Origin of the sequence: Mycobacterium zoologicum (assembly GCF_020181635.2) — a bacterium.
GTDB lineage: Bacteria > Actinomycetota > Actinomycetes > Mycobacteriales > Mycobacteriaceae > Mycobacterium > Mycobacterium zoologicum.
The window spans coordinates 1-22,972 of the sequence record NZ_JAYJJS010000013.1 but is presented as its reverse complement, the minus strand read 5'-3'; the positions used below and the strand labels follow the sequence as shown (position 1 = coordinate 22,972).

The 22,972-nt window shown below is 68.3% G+C and carries 22 protein-coding genes and 1 tRNA gene; 13 read left to right on the top strand and 10 right to left on the bottom strand.

All coding sequences use genetic code 11. The features are described from left to right. Positions 1 to 28: 28 nt before the first annotated feature. The gene (locus K6T84_RS12270) at positions 29 to 889 is read left to right on the top strand and encodes an LLM class F420-dependent oxidoreductase (RefSeq protein ID WP_225399762.1); all 861 of its coding nucleotides are present in this window, start codon (positions 29 to 31) and stop codon (positions 887 to 889) included. A gap of 2 nt (positions 890 to 891) precedes the next feature. Here K6T84_RS12270 and fadD8 read toward each other — a convergent pair whose 3' ends face one another. Further along, complete coding sequence (gene fadD8 / locus K6T84_RS12265; protein WP_224865358.1) at positions 892 to 2,484, bottom strand: fatty-acid--CoA ligase FadD8; 1,593 nt, start codon at positions 2,482 to 2,484, stop codon at positions 892 to 894. Between the two features lie 96 nt (positions 2,485 to 2,580). Here fadD8 and K6T84_RS12260 point away from each other — a divergent pair, with 96 nt between their 5' ends. Together K6T84_RS12260 and K6T84_RS12255 are read left to right on the top strand one after the other, a co-directional pair. Continuing rightward, complete coding sequence (locus K6T84_RS12260) at positions 2,581 to 2,964, top strand: ArsR/SmtB family transcription factor (protein ID WP_224865357.1); 384 nt, start codon at positions 2,581 to 2,583, stop codon at positions 2,962 to 2,964. 2 nt (positions 2,965 to 2,966) lie between these two features. After that, positions 2,967 to 3,095: a hypothetical protein gene (locus tag K6T84_RS12255; RefSeq protein ID WP_255612445.1), complete on the top strand. Its 129-nt coding sequence runs from the start codon at positions 2,967 to 2,969 to the stop codon at positions 3,093 to 3,095. 11 nt (positions 3,096 to 3,106) lie between these two features. Here K6T84_RS12255 and K6T84_RS12250 read toward each other — a convergent pair. The 4 genes from K6T84_RS12250 to K6T84_RS12235 form a co-directional block, all read right to left on the bottom strand. Further along, positions 3,107 to 3,181 (bottom strand) — tRNA-Val (locus tag K6T84_RS12250). Between the two features lie 136 nt (positions 3,182 to 3,317). After that, entirely contained in the window at positions 3,318 to 3,779 is a 462-nt protein-coding gene (locus K6T84_RS12245; protein ID WP_225401815.1) for a peroxiredoxin, read from the bottom strand. Next, complete coding sequence (locus K6T84_RS12240) at positions 3,779 to 4,201, bottom strand: DUF3052 domain-containing protein (RefSeq protein WP_224865355.1); 423 nt, start codon at positions 4,199 to 4,201, stop codon at positions 3,779 to 3,781. Before K6T84_RS12240 ends, K6T84_RS12245 begins: the two co-directional genes overlap by 1 nt. 80 nt (positions 4,202 to 4,281) lie before the next feature. Further along, complete coding sequence (locus K6T84_RS12235; protein WP_224865354.1) at positions 4,282 to 4,857, bottom strand: Rv2240c family protein; 576 nt, start codon at positions 4,855 to 4,857, stop codon at positions 4,282 to 4,284. A 155-nt stretch (positions 4,858 to 5,012) separates the two neighbouring features. Between K6T84_RS12235 and aceE the strand changes: the two genes are divergently transcribed. The 8 genes from aceE to K6T84_RS12195 all read left to right on the top strand — a co-directional run bounded on the left by aceE (position 5,013) and on the right by K6T84_RS12195 (position 15,204). Further along, positions 5,013 to 7,814 (top strand): pyruvate dehydrogenase (acetyl-transferring), homodimeric type, encoded by a 2,802-nt coding sequence (aceE, locus tag K6T84_RS12230; RefSeq protein ID WP_225401814.1) that lies wholly within the window; start codon positions 5,013 to 5,015, stop codon positions 7,812 to 7,814. Positions 7,815 to 7,869: 55 nt separating this feature from the next. Beyond that, positions 7,870 to 9,201 carry a PucR family transcriptional regulator gene (locus K6T84_RS12225; protein ID WP_224865352.1) on the top strand — a complete coding sequence of 444 codons (1,332 nt, stop codon included), beginning with the start codon at positions 7,870 to 7,872 and terminating at the stop codon, positions 9,199 to 9,201. A 206-nt stretch (positions 9,202 to 9,407) separates the two neighbouring features. Beyond that, complete coding sequence (locus K6T84_RS12220) at positions 9,408 to 10,328, top strand: ACP S-malonyltransferase (RefSeq protein ID WP_224865351.1); 921 nt, start codon at positions 9,408 to 9,410, stop codon at positions 10,326 to 10,328. 78 nt (positions 10,329 to 10,406) lie between these two features. After that, the gene (gene acpM, locus K6T84_RS12215) at positions 10,407 to 10,706 is read left to right on the top strand and encodes a meromycolate extension acyl carrier protein AcpM (RefSeq protein ID WP_224865350.1); all 300 of its coding nucleotides are present in this window, start codon (positions 10,407 to 10,409) and stop codon (positions 10,704 to 10,706) included. Beyond that, entirely contained in the window at positions 10,707 to 11,957 is a 1,251-nt protein-coding gene (kasA, locus tag K6T84_RS12210) for a 3-oxoacyl-ACP synthase KasA (protein ID WP_224865349.1), read from the top strand. Positions 11,958 to 11,991: 34 nt separating this feature from the next. Beyond that, entirely contained in the window at positions 11,992 to 13,260 is a 1,269-nt protein-coding gene (gene kasB, locus K6T84_RS12205; protein WP_224865348.1) for a 3-oxoacyl-ACP synthase KasB, read from the top strand. Positions 13,261 to 13,276: 16 nt separating this feature from the next. Then, positions 13,277 to 14,698 carry an acyl-CoA carboxylase subunit beta gene (locus tag K6T84_RS12200; protein ID WP_224865347.1) on the top strand — a complete coding sequence of 474 codons (1,422 nt, stop codon included), beginning with the start codon at positions 13,277 to 13,279 and terminating at the stop codon, positions 14,696 to 14,698. Between the two features lie 212 nt (positions 14,699 to 14,910). Next, positions 14,911 to 15,204, top strand: coding sequence for a methyltransferase family protein (locus K6T84_RS12195; RefSeq protein ID WP_255612444.1), 294 nt, complete (start codon positions 14,911 to 14,913; stop codon positions 15,202 to 15,204). Here K6T84_RS12195 and K6T84_RS12190 read toward each other — a convergent pair. From K6T84_RS12190 to K6T84_RS12175, 4 genes are all read right to left on the bottom strand, one after another. Then, the gene (locus K6T84_RS12190; RefSeq protein ID WP_225401813.1) at positions 15,140 to 16,801 is read right to left on the bottom strand and encodes an FAD-dependent monooxygenase; all 1,662 of its coding nucleotides are present in this window, start codon (positions 16,799 to 16,801) and stop codon (positions 15,140 to 15,142) included. The genes K6T84_RS12195 and K6T84_RS12190 overlap by 65 nt on opposite strands. 76 nt (positions 16,802 to 16,877) lie before the next feature. Then, complete coding sequence (locus K6T84_RS12185) at positions 16,878 to 17,495, bottom strand: TetR/AcrR family transcriptional regulator (RefSeq protein ID WP_224865346.1); 618 nt, start codon at positions 17,493 to 17,495, stop codon at positions 16,878 to 16,880. A 46-nt stretch (positions 17,496 to 17,541) separates the two neighbouring features. Next, positions 17,542 to 19,083 (bottom strand): glycerol-3-phosphate dehydrogenase/oxidase, encoded by a 1,542-nt coding sequence (locus tag K6T84_RS12180; protein ID WP_224865345.1) that lies wholly within the window; start codon positions 19,081 to 19,083, stop codon positions 17,542 to 17,544. After that, positions 19,080 to 19,658 (bottom strand): TetR/AcrR family transcriptional regulator, encoded by a 579-nt coding sequence (locus tag K6T84_RS12175; protein ID WP_224865344.1) that lies wholly within the window; start codon positions 19,656 to 19,658, stop codon positions 19,080 to 19,082. The genes K6T84_RS12180 and K6T84_RS12175 overlap by 4 nt, the downstream gene beginning before the upstream one ends. Positions 19,659 to 19,714: 56 nt before the next feature. Here K6T84_RS12175 and K6T84_RS12170 point away from each other — a divergent pair, with 56 nt between their 5' ends. Continuing rightward, entirely contained in the window at positions 19,715 to 21,295 is a 1,581-nt protein-coding gene (locus K6T84_RS12170; protein WP_329786688.1) for an FAD-binding oxidoreductase, read from the top strand. Next, a complete protein-coding gene (locus K6T84_RS12165) occupies positions 21,292 to 22,191 on the top strand; it encodes a diacylglycerol kinase (protein ID WP_225401811.1) in 900 nt (299 codons plus the stop codon). Before K6T84_RS12170 ends, K6T84_RS12165 begins: the two co-directional genes overlap by 4 nt. A gap of 73 nt (positions 22,192 to 22,264) precedes the next feature. On the opposite strand, the gene K6T84_RS12160 is transcribed toward K6T84_RS12165, so the two are convergent. Beyond that, positions 22,265 to 22,786 (bottom strand): DUF3145 domain-containing protein, encoded by a 522-nt coding sequence (locus K6T84_RS12160; protein ID WP_224865341.1) that lies wholly within the window; start codon positions 22,784 to 22,786, stop codon positions 22,265 to 22,267. Positions 22,787 to 22,972: the final 186 nt, after the last annotated feature.

The following is a 22,972-nucleotide window of genomic DNA, read 5'->3' as shown; positions in this document are numbered from 1 at the left end:
GCGCGGGCTGTGCCATCCTGGGGCCATGGTGAACATCTCGGGTGTGGGGATCTGGAGCGCGCCGCTGCGCTACGGCGACCAGGGCGAAGCCGCCGACGCGGCCGCCGAGTGCGAGGAGCTGGGCTACAGTGCGCTGTGGATTCCCGATGTGGGCGGGCCGGTGTTCGACGCGGTCGGCAATCTGCTGGCCGCCACCCGAAACACGGTGATCGCCACCGGCATCCTGAACCTGTGGATGCACACCCCGGCCGATGTGGCGGCGTCTTTCGCGGCGCTGACCGCCAAGCACGGTGACCGGTTCCTGATGGGGATCGGCGTCAGCCATGCCCCGCTGGTGGACGCGGGTGATCCCGGGCGGTACCGCCGGCCGTTGCGGGCGATGAGCACCTTCCTCGATGGCCTGGATGCCGCCGAGAAGCCCGTTCCGGTGCAGTCCCGGGTGCTGGCCGCACTCGGCCCGAAGATGCTGCGGCTGGCCGCCGACCGCAGCCGCGGCGCCCACCCCTACCTGACCACCCCCGAACACACCCGGTACGCCCGCGAGCAGCTGGGCACCGGGCCGCTGCTGGCACCCGAGCAGACCGCGATCCTGTGCGCCGACCGCGAGCAGGCCCGCGCGATCGGCACCGGCTGGCTCAAGACCTACCTCGGGTTGCCCAACTACGCCAACAACCTGATGCGCTCAGGGTTCTCCGAAGACGACATCGCGCATGTCAGCGATCGGTTGTTCGACGCGATCATCGCCTGGGGCAGCCCACAGGACGTCGTCGCCCGGATCGCCGGGCACCGGGACGCCGGGGCCGACCACGTGTGCGTGCAGCTACTGGATGAGAACCCGAATGCCTTCCCGCGGGAGCAGTGGCGGCAGCTGGCCGCCGCGCTGGGGTGACCTCAGCCGACGGAACGTTCTGAGCCGGACCAGAACTGGGCACGCAGCGCCTTCTTGTCCGGCTTGCCCAGCGCGGTCACCGGCACCGATTCGGCGATGATGACCTGCTTGGGCGACTGGACCGAACCCTTGCGTTCCTTGACCGCGGACTGGATCTCGGCCGTCATCGCGGCCACCGCGGCGTCGTCGGCGTCGGCACCCGGACGCAGCACCACGATCGCGGTCACGGCCTCGCCCCACTTCTCGTCGGGGGTTCCGATCACACACACCTGCGCCACCGACGGGTGCTCGGCGATGACGTCCTCGACCTCGCGGGGGAAGACGTTGAAGCCGCCGGTGACGATCATGTCCTTGGTGCGGTCCACGATGTAGTAGAAGCCGTCTTCGTCCTCGCGGGCCAAGTCGCCGGTGTGCATCCAGCCGCCGGAGAAGGTGTCGGCGGTGGCCTCCGGCAGTTTCCAATAGCCGCCCGACACCAGCGGCCCCGCCACGCAGATCTCGCCGACCTCACCCTGGGCGACCGGCATGCCGTCGTCGCCGAGCAACGCCACCTGGGCGAACAGCGTCGGGCGACCGCAGGAGGTGAGTCGCTTCGCGTCGTGATCGCCCTTGGCCAGGTAGGTGATCACCATCGGAGCCTCGGACTGACCGTAGTACTGGGCGAAGATCGGGCCGAACCGATCGATGGCCTCCCGGAGCCGGACGGGGTTCATCGCCGAGGCGCCGTAGTAGACCGTCTCCAGCGAAGACAGATCGCGGGTATGCGAATCCGGATGATCCATCAGCGCGTAGATCATCGAGGGAACCAGCATGGTGGCGGTGATCTTCTGCTCCTCGATGACCCGCAGCACTTCGGCCGGATCGAACTTGGTCAGCACCACCAGTTGGCCGCCCTTGACCACCGTCGGCACGAAGAACGCCGCGCCCGCGTGCGACAGCGGGGTGCACATCAGGAACTTCGGGTGCTCCGGCCATTCCCACTCGGCGAGCTGGATCGTCGTCATCGCGGTGATGGACGAGACCGTGCCGATGACGCCCTTGGGCTTGCCGGTGGTGCCTCCGGTGTAGGTGAGGCCGCCGATGTGATCGCCCGGCAGGTCGGCGGCCACCAGCGGCTGCGGGTCGAACTGGGCCGCCTGCGCGGCCAGGTCGATGGCCTTGCCTTCGAGCTCGGGGGGCACCGGCCCGATCGTCAGCACCTGCCGCAGGGTCGGCACCTTCTCCAGCAGGCCCAGCGCGCGCTCGACGAATGCCGGGGTGGGGTCGATGATCAGCGCGCTGACGGCGGCGTCGGTCAGCACGTAGGCATGGTCGTCGAGCGATCCCAGCGGGTGCAGTGCGGTGCGCCGGTAGCCCCGGATCTGGCCGGCGCCGATGATCATCAGCACCTCGGGACGGTTCAGCGACAACAGGCCGACGGTCTCGGCGCCCAGCGACTCGAATGCCTGGATGTACTGGCTGATGCGCTCGGCGAGCTGGCCGCCGGTCAACGTGGTGTCGCCCAGGAACAGCACCGGATTGTCCTTGTTGCGCTTGAGCGCACCCACGGTCAGATGCCCGGAATGGATGGGCTGGCGCATGGACTGCGTCGACATGGGTTACCTCCGCTGTTGGGCTGACGGCCTGCCGCTGGACACTACCCACGAGCCGGGGGTTGACACCCCGCCCACCCCATGACTTATTATCTGCGTATGCATGCAGATAATGGCGCAACCGAACGTCTCCCCGACGACCAGGTCGGCCTGATCGTCGAAGTGTTCCGGATGCTGGCCGACCCCACCCGGGTGCAGGTGCTGTGGGCCCTGACCAGCCGGGAGATGTCGGTCAACGAGCTCGCCGAGCACGTCGGCAAACCGGCCCCCTCGGTCTCCCAGCACCTGGCGAAGCTACGGATGGCGCGGCTGGTGCGCACCCGCCGGGAGGGCACCACGGTCTTCTACAGCATGGAGAACGAGCACATCTGCCAGTTGGTCACCGATGCCGTCTTCAATGCCGAGCACGCGGGCCCCGGGGTGCCGCCGCATCACCGAGCCGCTACAGCCGTAGGTCAACGCAGTATCGAACAAGGGAGATGAATATGTCGCACCACAATCACGACCAGGTCGAGCACACCCACGAGCACACCCACGCCGACGGGACGGTGCACAGCCACCCGCACGTCCACCAGGCGGGGCAAGAGGATGCGGGTCACGATCACTCACACTGAGTGCCGTTTCCTGGTGGGCGCGGACGGTTTCGAACCGCCGACCGCTGGTGTGTAAAACCAGAGCTCTACCCCTGAGCTACGCGCCCCTGCCTGGGGCAGGTTACCCGGACGTGCGCCCACGCCCAAAATTCCCAACCCTCCGCGACCGTGCGGAAATGTCCGCCAAAACCCACGTGGGACCGGACGATTCTGCACGGTCGCGGCGGAGTGGCCGGGCGCGGACTAGCCCTTGAGCGCCGCCAGCGCGTCGAGCCAGAGCTGCTGGTCGCGCGACTCGCCGGGCTGCTTCATCTCGGCGAACCGGATGATCCCGGACTTGTCGATGACGAAGGTGCCGCGGTTGGGGAAGCCGGTCTCGGAGTTGAACACCCCGTAGGACTCGGCGACGGCGCCGTGCGGCCAGAAGTCGGACAGCACCGGGAACAGGAACCCGCTCTCGGTCGCCCAGATCTTGTGGGTGGGCGGCGGACCCACCGAGATCGCCACGGCCACGCTGTCGTCATTGACGTAGCTGGGCAGGTGGTCGCGCAACTGGTCCAGCTCGCCCTGGCAGATTCCGGTGAACGCCAACGGGAAGAACACCAGCAGCACGTTCTTGTCGCCGCGGAAGGCACTCAGCGTGACCTGCTGCTGGTTCTGATCCCGCAGGGTGAAGTCAGGAGCTTCGGCGCCGACGCCGAGCATCAACGCTTTCCCGCCCGCGACTTGGGCTGCACCAGGCGGCTGGCACTCCAGTCCCCCAGGTTGACCGAAGACGTCGGCATCAGGCCGGCCGTGGGCGCCGCCTCGGCGATCTCAGCGGGCTGTACGTGCCCGGGCTTACCGGTCTTGGGTGTCAACACCCAGATCACGCCGTCGTCGGCCAGCGCGGTGATCGCGTCCATCAACGTGTCGACCAGGTCCCCGTCACCGTCGCGCCACCACAGCAGCACCACGTCGACCACCTCGTCGGTGTCTTCGTCGAGCAGTTCGCTTCCGCAGGCCTCTTCGACGTCGACACGGATGTCGTCGTCAGCGTCCTCGTCCCAGCCGAACTCCTGGACCAACTGCTTACTTCCGATGCCCAGTTTGCGGGCGAAGCTCGGGGCGCTATCCGCCGCGACCACCGTGTGACCTCCTTCGATCATCAGCGCGTCTTCTGCTGGGCATCATCGTTGCACAGCACCGCGGGTCAGTTGTGCGCGAATCAGAATGCTCGGCACAGTTCCATCCCCTTCTGCCTGGCCCGGTTGAGCTCGTCCTTGCGGGCGTTGTAGATCGAGATGGGCGCCTTGGTCGAAATCGCGTTCGCCACACCGCGGGCGGCTTCGGCGTAGGTGCCGAACGCCTCCTTGAGCGCATCCGACAGCTTCTCGTTGACGGCACCGGTCACCTCATTGGCACTCTGGTTGAGCGCCTCGATCGCCGGAGCGGCGGTACCGGGGATGTCCCCGCCGTTGTTGAACGCCTCGACGTACTTGTTCACCGTCTCGACGGCGTCACTGCTACTGGAGGCGAACCTGCCGCAGGCACCGCGTACTGCCTGGGTCGTCATCGAATGCTGGCGCTCGGTCTCGCGAATGCTCGACGTCACCTCCGACGCCGACACCGAGGAGCGGTACGCCGGCGCCTCGGAGACGTTCACCTGCGGGGAGCCACCGATGATGCTGGTACACCCGACGACACCCATCGCCAGGGCCGCGGCCCCACCGACCGCAAGCGCGCCCACCCGACCGTGTCGCCGCGCCTGCTCGCGCGAGGCGGTCCGCCATCCGGTCAGCACTCGACAGACGTTACCGGGTAGTGAACGACGGTCGGAGATCAGCCCACCGGTGAGGCAGGATAAAAAGGACGGGACCGTTCGGCGAGATCGGTTCGGTGTTGTCCCAGCCACAAGCCGGGAGGCACTAGTTCACCTCCAAACCAAGGAGCAGTTCGTTGACTATCGATCCGGCAGGCCAGGATCTGGCCAAAAAACGAAGCGGCGCAAGCGAAGCCGACCGGGTGCGGGTTATCCGGGAGGGCGTGGCGTCCTACCTTCCCGACATCGATCCCGAAGAGACCGGCGAGTGGCTGGACTCCTTCGACGCACTACTGGCCCGTTCGGGACCGGTCCGGGCCCGCTACCTGATGCTGCGGCTGCTGGAACGCGCCGGCGAGCAGCGCGTCGCGATCCCGGCGCTGACCTCCACCGACTACGTCAACACCATTCCCACCGAGCTGGAGCCGTGGTTCCCCGGCGACGAGGACACCGAGCGCCGCTACCGCAGCTGGATCCGCTGGAACGCCGCGGTGATGGTGCACCGCGCGCAGCGGCCCGGCGTCGGTGTGGGAGGGCACATCTCGACCTACGCGTCGTCGTCGACGCTCTATGAGGTCGGGTTCAACCACTTTTTCCGCGGCAAGGACCACCCCGGCGGCGGCGACCAGGTGTTCATCCAGGGGCATGCCTCCCCCGGCATCTACGCCAGGGCGTTCCTGGAGGGCCGGCTGAGCACCCACGACCTCGACGGCTTCCGCCAGGAACACAGTCACCCCGGCGGCGGTCTGCCGTCCTACCCGCACCCGCACCTCAAGCCCGACTTCTGGGAGTTCCCCACCGTGTCGATGGGGCTGGGGCCGATGAACGCCATCTACCAGGCCCGGTTCAACCACTACCTGCACGACCGCGGCATCAAGGACACCTCCGATCAGCACGTGTGGTGCTTTTTGGGCGACGGCGAGATGGACGAGCCGGAGAGCCGCGGGCTGCTGCACGTCGGTGCGCTGGAGGGCCTGGACAACCTGACCTTCGTGATCAACTGCAACCTGCAGCGACTCGACGGCCCGGTCCGTGGCAACGGCAAGATCATCCAGGAGCTGGAATCGTTCTTCCGCGGGGCGGGCTGGAATGTCATCAAGGTGGTGTGGGGCCGTGAGTGGGACGCCCTGCTGCACGCCGACCGAGACGGTGCCCTGGTCAACCTGATGAACGTCACCCCCGACGGCGACTACCAGACCTACAAGGCCAACGACGGCGGCTATGTGCGGGAGCACTTCTTCGGTCGCGATCCGCGCACCAAGGCCCTGGTTCAGGATCTGTCGGATCAGGACATCTGGCACCTCAAGCGCGGCGGGCACGACTACCGCAAGGTCCATGCCGCCTACCGGGCGGCCGTCGAGCACAAGGGCCAGCCGACGGTCATCCTGGCCAAGACCATCAAGGGCTACAGCCTGGGCAGCTACTTCGCCGGCCGCAACGCCACCCACCAGATGAAGAAGTTCCGGCTGGCCGACCTCAAGGACTTCCGCGACGAGATGCGAATTCCCGTCTCGGACACCCAACTTGAGGAGAACCCGTACCTGCCGCCGTACTACCACCCGGGCGAGGACGCACCGGAGATCCGCTACCTGCTGGACCGTCGCCTTGCGCTCGGCGGTTTCGTCCCGCACCGTCGCACCACGGCCCGACCGCTGGCCCTACCGGACTCGTCGGTCTATGCGGCGGTCAGGGCAGGCTCGGGCACCCAGGAGGTCGCCACCACGATGGCGACCGTGCGGGTGTTCAAAGAACTGTTGCGCGACAAGGAGATCGGACCGCGACTGGTCCCGATCATTCCCGACGAGGCACGTACATTCGGGATGGACTCGTGGTTCCCGTCGCTGAAGATCTACAACCGTAACGGGCAGCTCTACACCTCAGTGGATGCTGATCTGATGCTGGCGTACAAGGAGAGCGAAACCGGCCACATCCTGCACGAAGGCATCAACGAGGCCGGTTCGACGGCCAGCTTCACCGCAGTGGGCACCTCCTATGCCACCCACGACGAGCCGATGATCCCGATCTACATCTTCTATTCGATGTTCGGCTTCCAGCGCACCGGCGACGGGCTGTGGGCCGCGGCCGATCAGATGGCGCGCGGTTTCGTCCTGGGCGCCACGGCCGGCCGCACCACCTTGACCGGCGAGGGCCTGCAGCACGCCGACGGGCATTCGCTGCTGCTGGCCAGCACCAATCCGGCTGTGGTCGCCTACGATCCGGCGTTCGCCTACGAGGTCGCCCACATCATCGAGAGCGGCCTGGCGCGCATGTTCGGGGCCGACCCGGAGAACGTGTACTTCTACATCACGATCTACAACGAGCCCTACGTCCAGCCCGCCGAACCGGAGGGCTTCGACCCCGAAGGTCTGCTGCGTGGCATCTACCGCTACCGACAGGCCGCGCAGCCGAAGTCGGCCACCGCACAGATCCTGGCGTCGGGCGTGTCGATGCCCGAGGCACTGCGGGCCGCAGACCTGCTGGCCGCCGACTGGGACGTGGCCGCCGATGTGTGGTCGGTGACCAGCTGGGGTGAGCTCAACCGGGACGGCGTGGCGATCGAACGCGAACGGTTGCGCCACCCGGATCAGCCGGCGGCGGTGCCGTATGTGACTCGGGTCTTGTCCGAGGCCCTCTCGGCCACGCCCGGCCCGGTGGTGGCGGTCTCGGACTGGATGCGCGCGGTTCCCGAGCAGATCCGGCCCTGGGTGCCCGGCGACTACACAACCCTGGGCACCGACGGGTTCGGCTTCTCCGACACCCGGCCGGCGGCCCGGCGGTACTTCAACACCGACGCCGAGTCGGTGGTGGTGGCGGTGCTGGCCGCGCTGGCCCGCGAAGGCACGATCGACTCCTCGGCACCGGCCACGGCAGCGGCTCGCTACGCGATCGACGATGTGCTGGCCGCCCCCGAGCAGACCTCGGATTCGGGGGTCGCCTGAGGCAACCCTCGACGGGTTGTGGGGACTGTCCACAAAACAGGCGTAGCTTTTAGGGATGGTTGACAACGTCGTTTCGGCCAACCCGGACGGCCCGAACCTGCCGCGGTCCACCTTGGACCTGCTCAGTACCGTCCCGGACACCCTGCTGCGCAGGCTGAAGCATTATTCGGGCCGGCTGGCCACCGAGGCGGTGTCGATGATGGGCGACCGGCTGCCGTTCTTCGCCGACCTGCAGGCGTCCCAGCGGGCCAGTGTCGCCCTGGTGGTGCAGGCCGCGGTGGTCAACTTCGCCGAGTGGATGCAGGACCCGCACGGCAACGTCAGCCACACGGCGCAGGCGTTCGAGCTGGTGCCCCAGGAACTGACCCGGCACATCGCGCTGCGCCACACCGTGGACATGGTGCGGGTCACGATGGAGTTCTTCGAGGAGGTCGTGCCCCTGCTGGCCCGCTCCGAGGAGCAGGTGACCGCCTTGACGGTGGGCATCCTCAAGTACAGCCGCGACCTGGCCTTCACCGCCGCCTCCGCCTACGCCGACGCCGCCGAGGCCCGGGGCACCTGGGATTCCCGGATGGAGGCCAGCGTCGTCGACGCCGTGGTCCGCGGCGACACCGGACCGGAACTGCTGAGCCGGGCGGCCGCGCTGAACTGGGACACCACCGCGCCCGCCACCGTCGTGGTCGGCACCGCGCCGCACGGCCCCGATACTCCCCCGCAAGCGGGAGGTGCCCCCATCTCCGGCGAGAAGGCTAGCCAGGATCTGCGCGACGTCGCCGAACGGCACGGCCGCGCCGCACTGACCGATGTACACGGCACCTGGCTGGTGGCGATCGTGTCCGGCCCGCTTTCGCCGACCCAGAAGTTCTTCGCCGACCTGCTCGGGGCGTTCTCCGACGGGCCGGTGGTGATCGGCCCGACCGCACCGACCCTGACCGGGGCCTACCACAGCGCCAGCGAGGCGATCTCCGGCATGAACGCCGTCACCGGCTGGACCGGGGCGCCCCGGCCGGTGCTGGCTCGCGAACTCCTCCCGGAGCGGGCCCTCATCGGCGACGCCTCGGCGATCGCGGCCCTGCACACCGACGTGATGCGACCGCTGGCCGAGGCCGGACCCGCACTCACCGAGACTCTGGAGGCCTATCTCGACTGTGGCGGCGCCATCGAGGCCTGCGCCCGCGCCTTGTTCGTTCATCCAAACACCGTGCGCTATCGCCTCAAGCGGATAGCCGACTTCACCGGCCGGGACCCCACCCAGCCGCGCGACGCCTACGTGCTCCGGGTCGCCTCCACAGTGGGACGGCTGGCCAACCAGGCCCAGCGGGCCAGCTTCGGCGGTGTCGATGCGGCGCACGAGATGCCGCAGGTGGCCGGTTCAGGCCCCGGGTAAGGTCCGGTAACCGATGACGGCCGATACACCGCTGACCACCGCCGACACCACCGGCCGGGACTCCGGTCAGCGGGCAAGTTGTCGCGGGACGGTATCAAACACGTCGCATCGGATGCCCCATTTGTAGAGTCTCCACAAAAACATAAGACAATGTTCATAATCTAGGACATCCTGCAAAACGCGCTTCACAATGTTCTCTTAATGATGTGATTGCGTTGCTCGCTCCCGGACAGGGATCCCAGACCCCCGGCATGCTGTCGCCGTGGCTCGAGGGCCCGGATGCCGGTGAAGCCCGCGCCCAGCTGACCGCCTGGTCGGACATCAGCGGCCTGGACCTGGTCGCGCTGGGCACCACGGCAACCGCCGAAGAGATCACCGACACCGCGGTCACCCAGCCGCTGGTGGTGGCGGCGACGCTGCTGGCCTACGCCGCGCTGTCCGAACGCCGCAGCGGCCCGCTCAGCCAGGACGTGATCGTGGCCGGCCACTCGGTCGGCGAGATCGCCGCCTACGCCATCGCTGGCGTGATCTCCCCCGACGACGCCGTCATGCTGGCCGCCACCCGCGGCCGCGAGATGGCCAAGGCCTGCGCCCTCGAGCCGACCGGCATGGCCGCGGTGCTCGGCGGCGACGAGGCCGAGGTGCTGGCGCGCCTGGAGCAGCTCGACCTGATCCCGGCCAACCGCAACGCCGCCGGCCAGATCGTCGCCGCCGGCCCACTGACCGCGCTGGACAAGCTCGCCGAAGACGCGCCCGAGAAGGCCCGGGTTCGCAAGCTGGCCACGGCCGGCGCATTCCACACCCAATACATGGCCCCGGCCCTGGAGGCCTACTCCGCCGCGGCGGCGCGGGTCACCACGAACGAGCCCACCGCGACCCTGCTGTCCAACCGCGACGGACAGCCGGTCACGTCGGCGGCCGCCGCGATGGAACAGCTCGTCGCACAGCTGACCCAGCCGGTGCGCTGGGACCTGTGCAGCGACACGCTCCGCGCGCGCGAGGTCACCGCGATCGTGGAGTTCCCGCCCGCGGGCACGCTGGCGGGCATCGCCAAACGCGAACTTCGGGGGACCCCGACGCACGCCGTCAAGTCCCCCGCAGATCTGGACGGGCTCCCCGAGTTTTAGCGCCCGCTCCAACCTGCACAACCAGATACGCAGTAATCACCCCGCACACCCCGTGCGGATCCAACGAAGGGAAACACAGTGCCTGCAAGTCAGGATGAAATCATCGCCGGTCTCGCCGAGATCATCGAAGAGGTGACCGGGATCGAGCCGAGCGAGGTCACCGTCGAGAAGTCGTTCGTCGACGACCTGGACATCGACTCGCTGTCGATGGTGGAGATCGCCGTGCAGACCGAGGACAAGTACGGCGTGAAGATCCCCGACGAGGACCTCGCGGGTCTGCGCACCGTCGGTGACGTGGTCGGCTACATCCAGAAGCTCGAGGCCGAGAACCCCGAAGCCGCCGCCGCGCTGCGCGAGAAGTTCGGTTCGGAGAGCTAAGTGTCCAAGCCTTCTACGGCCAACGGCGGTTACCCCTCTGTGGTGGTAACCGCCGTTGAGGCAACAACATCGATCGCTGCGGATATCGACGGCACGTGGAAGGGTCTGCTGGCCGGCGAGAGCGGTATCCGTACCCTCACCGGTGATTTCACCGAGAAATGGGAGCTGCCGGTCAAGATCGGCGGTCAGCTCAAGGACCCGGTCGACGACCACATGGGCCGACTGGACATGCGCCGCATGTCCTACGTCCAGCGGATGTCCAAGTTGCTCAGCGAGCGGCTCTGGTCCAACGCCGGCACGCCGGACGTCGACAAGGACCGGCTCGCGGTCGTCATCGGCACCGGATTGGGCGGCGGCGAGAAGATCGTCGAGACCTACGACCTGATGAACGAGGGCGGCCCCCGCAAGGTGTCGCCGCTGGCCGTGCAGATGGTCATGCCCAACGGCGCCGCTGCGGTCGCCGGTCTGGCGCTCGGGGCTCGCGCCGGGGTCATCACCCCGGTCTCGGCCTGTTCGTCGGGTTCGGAGGCCATCGCGCACGCCTGGCGTCACATCGTGATGGGTGACGCCGACATGGTCGTCTGTGGCGGCGTGGAGGGCATGATCGAGGCGCTGCCGATCGCGGCGTTCTCGATGATGCGCGCGATGTCGACCCGCAACGACGAGCCCGAGAAGGCGTCACGGCCCTTCGACAAGGCCCGGGACGGCTTCGTGTTCGGCGAGGCCGGCGCGATGATGATCATCGAGACCGAAGAACACGCCAAGGCCCGCGGCGCCAAGCCGCTGGCCCGATTGATGGGTGCCGGAATCACTTCCGACGCCTTCCATATGGTGGCTCCCGGTCCCGACGGCCAGCGGGCCGGTCAGGCCATGAAGCGGTCGATGGAGCTGGCGGGCATCTCCGCCAAGGACATCGACCACATCAACGCCCACGGCACCGCCACCCCGATCGGTGACACCGCCGAGGCGAACGCGATCCGGGAAGCCGGATGTGAGCACGCCGCGGTGTACGCACCCAAGTCGGCGCTCGGCCACTCCATCGGAGCGGTCGGTGCGCTGGAGTCGGTGCTGACGGTGCTCACGCTGCGCGACGGCGTCATCCCGCCGACGCTCAACTACGAGACGCCGGACGAGGAGATCAACCTGGACGTGGTCGCAGGTGCCCCCCGCTACGGCGAATATCAGTACGCGATCAACAACTCATTCGGGTTCGGAGGACACAACGTCGCGCTCGCCTTCGGGCGGTACTGACACTCTCCGACGGGGGAAGGATTCCGCAACACCCATGTCAACACTGGCTACAGGCAACGGTTTACCCAACGTCGTCGTCACCGGTTTTGCCATGACGACCGCTCTGGCCGCCGATGCAGAGAACACCTGGAAAGGTCTGCTCGACGGCCAGAGCGGCATTCGTACGCTCACCGACGACTTCATCACCAAATACGACCTGCCGGTACGCATCGGGGGTCACCTGGTGGAGACACCGGACCGCTTCGACGAGGGCTTGTCCCGCACCGAACTGCGGCGGCTGTCCTATCTGCAGAAGATGGCACTGACCCTGAGTCGACGGGCCTGGGAGAACACCGGTTCGCCGGAAGTAGACCCGCGGCGCCTGCTGGTGTCGGTGGGTACCGGGCTGGGCTCCACCGAGGAGCTGGTCTACGCCTACGACGCAATGCGCGAACGCGGCTTCCGCGCCGTCTCACCGCTGACCGTGCAGAAGTACATGCCCAACGGTGCCGCCGCCACCATCGGACTGGACCGCAAGGCCAAAGCCGGTGTGATCACCCCGATCTCGGCGTGCGCGTCCGGCTCGGAGGGCATCGCTCATGCCTGGCAGCAGATCGTGCTCGGTGAGGCCGACATCGCGATCTGCGGTGGCGTGGAGACCCGCATCGAGGCGGTGCCGATCGCCGGATTCGCCCAGATGCGCATCGTGCTGTCCAACACCAACGATGACCCGGCGGGCGCCTGCCGCCCCTTCGACCGGGACCGCAACGGCTTCGTGTTCGGCGAGGCGGCCGCGCTGATGGTGATCGAGACCGAGGAGCACGCCAAGGCGCGCGGCGCCAACATCATCGCGCGCATCATGGGCGCGTCGATCACCTCCGACGGCTACCACATCGTGGCGCCGGATCCCGACGGCGAGAGTGCCGGCCGGGCGATGTCGCGGGCGATCCAGGTCGCCGGTCTGCAACCCGGCGACATCGACCACGTCAACGCCCACGCCACCGGCACCTCGGTGGGCGACGTGGCCGAAGGCCACGCCATCAACCGCGCCCTGGGCAAGCACGGCGGCGACGCCGCGGTGTACGCCCCCAAGAGCGCATTGGGCCACTCGGTGGGCGCGGTCGGTGCGGTGGAGTCGATCCTGACCGTGATGGCCCTGCGCGACCAGGTGATCCCGGCGACGCTCAACCTGAAGAACATCGATCCCGAGATCGACCTGGATGTGGTGGCCGATGCGCCACGCCCGGGCAACTACCAGTACGCGATCAACAATTCGTTCGGATTCGGCGGGCACAATGTCGCGCTCGTCTTCGGCCGGTACTAGACCAAGGAGAGGCGCGATGACGACCATGGCTCCCGAGACAGTGGGCGAATCACTCGACCCGCGTGACCCCCTGCTGCGCCTGTCGACGTTCTTCGACGACGGCACCGTGGAGCTGCTGCATGAGCGTGACCGCTCCGGCGTGCTGGCCGCAGGCGGCACCGTCAACGGCGTGCGCACCATCGCGTTCTGCACCGACGGCACCGTCATGGGCGGCGCGATGGGCATCGACGGCTGCGACCACATCGTCAACGCCTACGACACCGCGATCGCCGAGCAGAGCCCGATCGTGGGCCTGTGGCACTCCGGCGGCGCCCGGCTGGCCGAGGGCGTGCGCGCACTGCATGCGGTCGGACGGGTCTTCGAGGCGATGATCCGCGCCTCCGGTTTCGTCCCCCAGATCTCGGTGGTGGTCGGTTTCGCCGCAGGCGGCGCGGCCTACGGCCCGGCACTGACCGACGTCATCGTGATGGCGCCGGAGGGACGGGTCTTCGTGACCGGCCCGGACGTGGTCCGCAGCGTCACCGGTGAGGACGTCGACATGGCCGCGCTCGGTGGCCCCGACACCCACCACAAGAAGTCCGGCGTGTGCCACATCGTCGCCGACGACGAGCTCGACGCCTACGAGCGGGGCCGCCGCCTGGTCGGATTGTTCTGCCAGCAGGGCCATTTCGACCGCAGCAAGGCCGAGGCCGGCGAGGTCGACCTGCACGCGCTGCTGCCGGAGTCGGCCCGGCGTGCCTACGACGTGCACCCGCTGGTGACCGCGCTGCTCGACGACGACGCTCCCTTTGACGAACTGCAGGGCAAGTGGGCACCGTCGATGGTGGTCGGGCTGGGCCGCCTGTCCGGGCGCACCGTCGGTGTGCTGGCCAACAACCCGCTGCGGCTCGGTGGCTGCCTGAATTCCGAAAGTGCCGAGAAGTCAGCACGTTTCGTGCGGCTCTGCGACTCCTTCGGGATTCCGCTGATCGTGATCGTGGACGTGCCGGGCTACCTGCCGGGCGTCGGCCAGGAATGGGGCGGCGTGGTGCGCCGCGGCGCGAAGCTGCTGCACGCGTTCGGCGAGGCCACCGTTCCGCGGGTCACGCTGGTCACCCGCAAGACCTACGGCGGGGCCTACATCGCGATGAACTCCCGCTCGCTGGGCGCCACCAAGGTGTTCGCCTGGCCGGACGCCGAGGTCGCGGTCATGGGCGCCAAGGCCGCAGTCGGCATCCTGCACAAGAAGAAGCTGGCTGCCGCTCCCGATCACGAGCGCGACGCGCTGCATGAGGAGCTGGCGGCTGAGCACGAGCGGATCGCCGGCGGCGTGGACAGCGCCATCGACATCGGCGTCGTCGACGAGAAGATCGACCCTGCGCACACCCGCGGCAAGATCACCCAGGCGCTGGCCGAGGCCCCCGCTCGCCGCGGTCGCCACAAGAACATCCCGCTGTAGCCGTCATTTCCGGCGAGCGTGCGTGTCTGCCCGGCAACACGCCGGTCACGGCGTACGACTGCGCACGCTCACGACCGCGGGTGCCGGCTAGCTGTACTGACCTGAGAGGTTAGGCACGCGGTTGGCCGCTGGTCGGCTCGGGGCGGTTCTGACGCTCCGACGCGATCTCGTGGGCCGGGGTCGCGTGCAGTTTCGCCGGCCTGCTGCTGGTCGTGCTGACCCTGGTCGCCTTCGGCAGTAGCTTCCGCGTCGGCATCGACACCGATCGCCCGGACAAGCTCGTGACCTCGGGCGTGTTCTCGATCAGCCGCAACCCCATCTATGTCGGATTCGGACTGCTGCTGCTCGGCCAGTTTCTGGTGTTTCCGAGCTGGATCCCGCTGATCTACCTGCTCGCCGCGGTGTGGCTGTTCAACCGCCAGGTGCTGCGGGAGGAAACCTTCATGCGGGAGCACTACGGCCGCGAATACGCCGAGTACCGCAGCCGGGTCCGCCGCTACCTGTAGGAGCGCGGCCACCACCGAGGACCGCGGTCAGCGCCCGCTGCAACTCGACGCCGGGGTCGGCCGGCAATGTCTCGGCGCGCCAGCCCACGAAGTCATCCGGGCGGATCAGCAACGCGCCGTCTGGTGCCAGCCCGGTGGCACCCGCCCACTGCTCGTCGGTGATCCGATGCGAATCCAGTGGGACTCCCAGCGCCTCCGATGCGTGCGACACCGCGACCCGCCACAGTCCACCGTCACGACCGGTCAGCACCGTGAAACCCGGCCCGAGTAGGTCAAGAGTCGAAACCCGTTGCCCCCCGTGTTGCAGCCACACGTGCGGGACCCGGGTGCCGGGTTGGCCGCGCAATTCCTTCACCAGCGACACGGCGTCGGGATCCGTCGGAACCGGATCGCCGGAAAGCACTGCGGCCGAACGGTATCGATGACCAATGAGCAGATCGAACATCGGCGCCTCCTCGTCGGCGGGAAGTCTCGGATCGGTGTCGTCTCGCCATAGCAGGTGCACCGACGGCCCCGTGAGCGACTGGCGTGCGCTGAATCGCCCGATCGGGTGCCGCTCGGCCTGGTAGGTGTCCAGTAGCTCGGGAGCGGCCATGCCGTTCAGCACCGCCGCCAACTTCCAGGCCAGATTGTGCGCACTCTGGATGGCGCAGTTGGCACCGCCGGCCTTGAACGGGGGCATGGCGTGAGCCGAATCGCCGACGAGAAACACCCTGCCGCAGCGGAGCCGGTCCGCGACACGCTCGTATGGCTGCCACGGCGTGGCCGCGAAAATCTCGACGTCGATGGGCTCACCGATCGCCGCGCGGAGCATCTCGCGGCAGCGGTCGGCGGTGAACTGCTCCGCGGACTCGCCCTGCCCGGGCAGGTAGGTGGTGGCCAGCATGCCGAAGTCGTCGCGCACCGGCAGGAAAATACCTTTCACGCAGTCGTTTTCGACGTGGATGGCGTCACCGTCACCGAGTTGTGGGACGAATTGTCGCCAGGGCCCCCGGAAGTAGATGAAGACGACGTAGATCGGCAACGCCCCGTGTCCCGACGTCGGCACGCCAAGGGTGTCGCGGATTGGGCTGTGCACGCCGTCGGCAGCAATCAGATACTCAGCGCGCACAGTGTCGCGAGCACCCGAATCCCGGTCACGAATCACTGCGGTGACGCCGGTTTCATCCTGCTCGAACGAACTGAGCTCGGTCCCATAGCGAATCCGGTTGCGGTGTCCGCGGCTGTACTCCAGCAGCATCGGCTCCAGCGCGCTCTGCGGACAGTACTGCGCGGACGGCTCGGGGCTCAGGCCATCGAACGGCGCGAAGATCGCGTCGACGTCGAAGGCCTGCCTCGTCTCCGCACTGCTGAGCGAGGTCTTGGTGAGCATGCCTGACATGCCATCGGCGACCGCGTGGACCTGTTCGGCGAGTCCCAGCCCGCGCAGGATCTCCAGACTCCGGAAGCTCAGATTGCGGGCTTTCGGGTAGATGAAGACCTCCCTGCGCCTCTCGACCACCAGCGACCGCACGCCATGTTTGGTCAACAACGCTGAGGCGGTCAGGCCGGCCGCGCCGGCACCGACGATCAGTACCGGAACCGGGACGTCGTTCATCGCCACCTCCACCACAGGCGGAACTAATCAGTTTCGTTAGGCCAGACTGGCACGCTCTGGCGAGACACGCAACCGATCAGTCCGGGGAGCCGACCAGCGGCAGGATGACGTCCTGCAGCACCCGGCGGATAAAGACCCGGTCGACTGGCCGACCGGTCATCACGCGCAGCACGTTGAGACTCAACGCGACGTCGGGGATCAGACTCATGTCGCGCCCGGCTGGGATCTCGCCGCGCGCCAGCGCGTGGTCAAGCAACACCCGGAGCACGTGACGCGGCGGGTCCAGTACCAAATCGTCCAGGGCAGCTGCGAGCACCGGATCGTGCATCGCAGCGGTCGCCACACCCACAATGACTTGCATTGTTCCCATGCCGTATTCGTCGAATTCCGGCGACATGTCGACCAGAGCCTCGATGTCGCCACGAAGGCTCCCCGTATCGGGCGGATCGACCGGCCCCTGTCGCCGCCGCCAGTGCGCTATTGCATCGGCCACCACGACGGCCTTGGACGGCCAACGCCGGTATATCGCTGCCTTGCCGACGCCGGCGCGAGCCACGATGTCGTCCATGGTCAAGCGGTCGTACCCAACCGCGGCCACGCCCTGCAACGCCGCGTCGAGAATCGCGGGGTCACGAGACCGGTCGAGACGGCCCCGACTGCGGCTCGGTCGCGATGCGGGCGACTCGGCTCCCATAACGCGCCAGTTTAGACGATACGGATCAGTTTCGTCTGGGCTCGACTCACCGGGTGGTCGCGACAAACTCCCGCGCCGCCTCGATGCCCCGCTCCCGGTCGGCGGGCACCAGGCCGATGCGGGTCCGGCGGTCGACGATGTCCTCGACGGTCAGCGCACCCTCGTGGCTGACGGCGTATTCGAACTCCGCGCGGATCACGTCGATGCCCTCGGTCACCGGTTCTTCCGGCCGCGCGCAGGTGGCCGTCGCGACCACGTTGGCCGCCTCCGCCCCGAAGCGCGCCACCAGCGATTCGGGCAGTGCGCGGGCCGGGGATTCGGAGACTCCCGGGTTGCCCGGCGCACCGACCAGTGGCAGGTCGCGGGTCCGGCATGGCGCGGCGCTCAGGCCCCGTAAGCGCACAGCCCGATCCAACACGTCTTCGGCCATGTGCCGGTATTCGGTCAGCTTGCCCCCGATCACGCTGAGCACTCCGGAGTCGGATTCGACAACGGCGTGGTTGCGTGAGACGTCGGCGGTGCGGCCCTCCCCGGTGTCGATCAACGGGCGCAGGCCGGCGTAGGAGCCGCGGACATCGGCGACGCTCAGCGCGGTCTCCAACGCGGTGTTGACCGTATCGAGCAGGAACGCGATTTCCGTCGAAGTCGGCTGCGGTACATCGGGAATCGGGCCGGGCGCCTCTTCGTCGGTGAGCCCCAGGTAGACCCGGCCGAGCTGTTCGGGCATGGCGAACACGAACCGGTTGAGCTCGCCAGGTATCGGCACCGTCAGCGCGGCGGTCGGGTTGCCGAACGCCGCTGCGTCGAACACCAGGTGGGTGCCCCGGCTCGGCCGCAACCGCAGCGCCGGGTCGAGGTCGGCGGCCCACACCCCGGCCGCGTTGATCACGGCACGCGCGGCGACGTCGAAGGACTGGCCGGAGACCTGGTCGGTCAGCCGCACCGATTCACCGGTGGCGTGTGACGCCGCAACATAGGTGAGAATCCGCGCGCCGTGCTGGGCGGCGGTCCGGGCCACCGCCGCGACCAGTCGGGCGTCATCGATCAGTTGGCCGTCATAGGCCAGCAACCCGCCGTCGAGGCCGTCCCGGCGCACCGTCGGCGCCAGCCCGATGGCCTCGTCGTAGGAGATCCGCCGCGACCGCGGCAGCACCGCGGCCGGCGTGCCGGCCAACCTGCGCAGCGCATCTCCGGCCAGGAACCCGGTGCGCACCAGCGCCCGGTCTCGCCGGGGCATGGAGCCGAGCAGCGGCACCAGCTGAGGCATGGCCCGTACCAGGTGAGGCGCGTTGCGGGTCATCAGGATCCCGCGTTCGATGGCACTGCGCCGCGCGATGCCCACGTTGCCGGTGGCCAGGTACCGCAGTCCGCCGTGCACAAGCTTGGAGCTCCACCTGCTGGTGCCGAATGCCAGGTCGTGTTTCTCGACCAGCACGGTACGCAGGCCGCGGGTGGCGGCGTCCAGGGCGATGCCGGCGCCGGTGATGCCCCCGCCGATCACCACGACATCAACAACCGGGCGCTCCGCCAAAGCCGTCAGATCGGCTGTGCGGCGGGCGGCATTGAGAGCGGTGCCGTCGGGCATCACGACAGGTACCTGTTCAGTGCGTAGGCCAGTTCGTCCGAGAGCGCGTCCTCGTCCAGGATCGGCGCGACGACCTGCGCCGACTGGATCGCCGACTGGGTGGTCAACAGGCACATCGCGGCGAGTTGACGCGGATCGCCCGGCCGCACTCCGCCGCCGCCCTGGGCAGCGGCGAGCTCGGCGGAGACCAGGTCGATCAGCCGCCGTTGGCTGGCGCCCATCCGCTCGGCGATGTAGACCATCGCCAAATCGGGTGCGTGATGCAGCACCTGCATCACCACTTCGTCACGGCGCAGCCGCGCCGCCACCGCCACGATCCGCCTCACCAGCGCCTCGCGCCCGGTTCCCGGTTGCGCCAGCTCCGTCCAGGCGGCGGTGATCCGGGCGGTGAGCAGCGCGGCGATCACCGACTGACTGTCGGGCCATCGCCGGTACACCGTGGGACGACTGACCCTGGCGCGGCGCGCGATAGCCGCCAGCGTCACCCGCTCGACGCCCAAAGCGAGCAGACAGCTCGCGGCGGCGTCGAGGATCCGCTCCCCGACGTCGACTTGCTCGTCATTACTGATTGACAACATATGTAATACTGTAACGCATGACACGGCCCGACGCTCAGGATGACCTGACCCCCCCGATGAAGTGGAACGCCTGGGGTGACCCCGCGGCGGCCAAACCGCTGTCCGACGGCATTCGCAGTCTGCTCAAGGCCGCGCTCGGCGTCGACGGCACCGCGGCCGCCGAACCCGATCCAGGCCAGGTCCGGTTGCGGCCCTCGTCGCTGGCCGAGCCGCACCGACAAGCTTTGGCGGGCATCGTCGGCGAGCAGTGCTGCCGGGCCGACGACCACGGCCGGCTATTGCGGGCCGGAGGCAAGTCGACCCTGGACCTGTTGCGCCGCAATGGTTCCGGCGTCCAGGATGCGCCCGATGCGGTGCTGCTGCCCGGCACCGACGACGAGGTCGCGGCGATCCTGGACTACTGCAGCCGGCACGGAATCGCGGTGGTCCCGTTCGGCGGGGGCACCAGCGTGGTGGGCGGGCTCGACCCGATCCGCGGCGACTTCGAAGCCGTGATCTCACTCGACCTGCGCCGGTTCGATGAACTGCACAGCCTCGACGAGGTCTCCGGCGAAGCCGAACTCGGCGCCGGGGTCACCGGCCCGGAGGCCGAACGCCTGCTCGGTGAGCGCGGCTTCTCCCTCGGCCATTTCCCCCAGAGCTTCCAGTTCGCCACCATCGGCGGGTTCGCCGCCACCCGGTCGTCCGGTCAAGACTCGGCGGGTTACGGCCGGTTCGACGACATGGTCCGGGGCCTGCGGGCGATCACTCCGGCCGGCGTGCTGGACGTGGGCCGCGCTCCCGGCTCGGCGGCCGGTCCGGACCTGCGTCAGCTGCTGCTCGGTTCGGAGGGACTGTTCGGGATCATCACCCGGGTGCGGGTCCGGGTGCATCCGGTTCCGGCGACCACCCGCTATGAGGCGTGGTCGTTCCCGGACTTCACCACCGGCGCCGCGGCGCTGCGCGCGATCACCCAGACCGGCACCGGAGCGACCGTCGTGCGGCTCTCCGACGAAGCCGAGACGGGGGTCAACCTGGCCAGCACCGAGCAGATCGGCGAGCAACAGATCACCGGCGGCTGCTTGGCGATCACGCTCTTCGAGGGCACCGCCGAGCACACCGATGCCCGGCACGCCGAGACCCGTGCGCTGCTGGCCGCAAACGGCGGCACCTCCCTGGGCGAGGAGCCGGCCCGGGCCTGGGAGCACGGCCGATTCGGCGCGCCCTACCTGCGCGATTCGCTGCTGGCCGCCGGAGCGCTCTGCGAGACGTTGGAGACCGCCACCGACTGGTCGAATGTTCCCGCGCTCAAGGCCGCCGTCACCGAAGCCCTGACCGCTGCGCTGGCAGACACCGGCACCCCGGCGTTGGTCATGTGCCACATCTCGCACGTCTATCCGACCGGCGCGTCGCTGTATTTCACCGTCGTGGCCGGGCAGCGCGGTAATCCGATCGAGCAGTGGCGGGCCGCGAAAACCGCTGCCAGCGAAGCGATCATGCGCACCGGCGGAACCATCACCCACCACCACGCCGTCGGCGCCGACCACCGGCCCTGGATGCGCGACGAGGTGGGCGAGCTGGGTGTGCAGGTGTTGCGCGCGGTGAAGGCCACGCTGGACCCGGCGGGAATCCTCAACCCCGGCAAACTGATCCCATGACGATCGGCCACATCACCTTGCTGACCAACCCGGCTGCCGGACACGGCAATGCCCGGCACGCGGCCGAGCGGGCCATCACGCGCTTCCAGCAGCGCGGCGTGAACGTGCACCACATCGTCGGCGCAGACCCGCAGCACGCACGCCGGCTTCTGGACGAGGCGCTGGCGGCCGGGACCGACGCCGTGGTGGTGGCCGGCGGCGACGGTGTCATCTCGCTGGCGCTGCAGTCCCTGGCGCAGGGCGATGTGCCGCTGGGCATCATCCCGGCCGGCACCGGCAACGACCACGCCCGCGAATACGGTTTGCCCACCGGCGATCCCGAAGCGGCCGCCGATGTCATTGCCGAGGGCTGGAGCGAGACAGTCGATCTGGGCCGGATCGTCGGCGATGACGGCGCGGTGAGTTGGTTCGGCACGGTGATGGCGGCCGGTTTCGACTCACTGGTGAGCGACCGGGTCAACCGGATGCGCTGGCCGCACGGCCGGATGCGTTACAACGTGGCGATGGTGGCCGAGATGTCCAAGCTGCGCCTGCTGCCATTCCGGCTGACCTTCGACGACGACGCACCGCTGGACATCGAACTGACGCTGGCGGCGTTCGGCAACACCCGCAGCTACGGCGGCGGCATGCTGATCTGCCCAGGCGCCGATCACGCCGACGGCCTGCTCGACGTGACGATGGTGCACTCGGGTTCACGCACCAAGCTGATCCGGCTGTTCCCCACCGTGTTCAAGGGCACGCATGTGAATCTCGACGAGGTGAGCACCCGGCGGGCCAACACGATTCGAGTGGAATGCCCCGGAATCAACGCCTACGCCGATGGGGACTACGTCGCCCCGCTGCCGGTCACGGTGTCAGCGGTGCCGGGCGCGCTGCGGATACTGCGGCCGCAATAGCCCGCGACCGTGCAGAAAGGTCCACCTCAACCTGCGGGTTTGCCGGACGTTTGTGCACGCTCGCGGGAGAAACTCAGCCCACACCGCGGCTGAGCCAGGACACCTCCGCGCCGTCGCCGCCGCCGCGGTAGGGCTCCAGCGCCTCGTCCCAGGCACTGCCCAACACCGTCTCCAGCTCCGCGGCCAGCGCGTCGGCGCCGGCGGCCAGCATGGTTCGAAGCCGCATCTCGCCCACCATCACGTCGCCGTTGGCGCTCATCGCCCCGCTCCACAATCCCAGTTGCGGCGTGTGGCTGAATCGCTGACCGTCCACCCCGGAGCTGGGGTCCTCGGTGACCTCGAAACGCAGGACCGACCACGAGCGCAGCGCACTGGCCAACTGCGCGCCGGTACCCACCGGGCCGACCCAGTTAACGATCGCGCGCAGCTGCCCCGGCATGGCCGGTTGCGGCGTCCAGTTGAGCTTCGCCGGCGCCGTACGCGACCCCAGGGTCGAGGTCAGTGCCCACTCGACATGTGGGCACACCGCAGCAGGCGATGCGTGGATGTACACCACACCGCTGGTCACGTCGGCGAATTGATTCGTCGTACGCATCAGTTGCTCCTTCGGATCCACGAGGGACGTCTTCCCCAACGACCTGGTGGAACCTCAAGAGCGCTGATACTGCTGTTTAGCTAGTTACCGATGTGTCTATTGTGCCTTGTGGGACGCCTGTTGGCTAGTCCCCGACGAGCATCACGGGAAGTGCCCGCGAAACACCCTCGGTGCATCACGTAAAAA